Origin of the sequence: Serratia sp. J2 (assembly GCF_046269175.1) — a bacterium.
Taxonomy (GTDB): Bacteria; Pseudomonadota; Gammaproteobacteria; order Enterobacterales; family Enterobacteriaceae; genus Chania; species Chania fonticola_C.
The window spans coordinates 1-503 of sequence record NZ_JBKABN010000109.1 but is presented as its reverse complement, the minus strand read 5'-3'; the positions used below and the strand labels follow the sequence as shown (position 1 = coordinate 503).

Sequence of the window (503 nt, the reverse complement as noted above, 5' to 3'; positions counted from 1 at the left end):
TTTGTCTCGCTCACCGGTCAGCATCTGCCGGGAAACCCTGGGGCTGGGTATGGCTCAACAGCGCCACGGTGCCAGCATTATGCGTGACGGCATGATGGCCGCAGGGATCGTTAAGGCCAAAGAGTGGCTGGATAGCGTGAACGGCAAGAAAGCTATGGATGCCCTGGAACGTTACAAAGGGGCCAGAAACGCCGGTAAAACACCGATCCTTGAAGGTGGCATGGAGTACGAGCAATTAGGCATGAGCAATCAGGATGCGGAGTGGTTGGGTTCTCGCCGCTTCACCATCGAAGACATTGCCCGGATCTTCAATATCAGCCCGATCTTCCTGCAAGAGTATTCCAACAGCACCTACAGCAACTTTAGCGAAGCCAGCCGCGCTTTCCTTACCATGACGATGCGCCCCTGGCTGACCAACTTTGAGCAACAGCTTAAAGCCGCCTTGTTGTTGAGTTCGCCTTCAGCCGGTTCCCGCTACCAGGTGGAGTTCGACACCGCCGACC

Annotated in this window: 1 protein-coding gene; it reads left to right on the top strand. The window is 56.1% G+C overall.

The genetic code is table 11. The features are described 5' to 3' along the window. On the top strand, positions 1-503 hold a 503-nt coding region (locus ACKWMY_RS28290), incomplete at both ends, for a phage portal protein (RefSeq protein WP_409487559.1).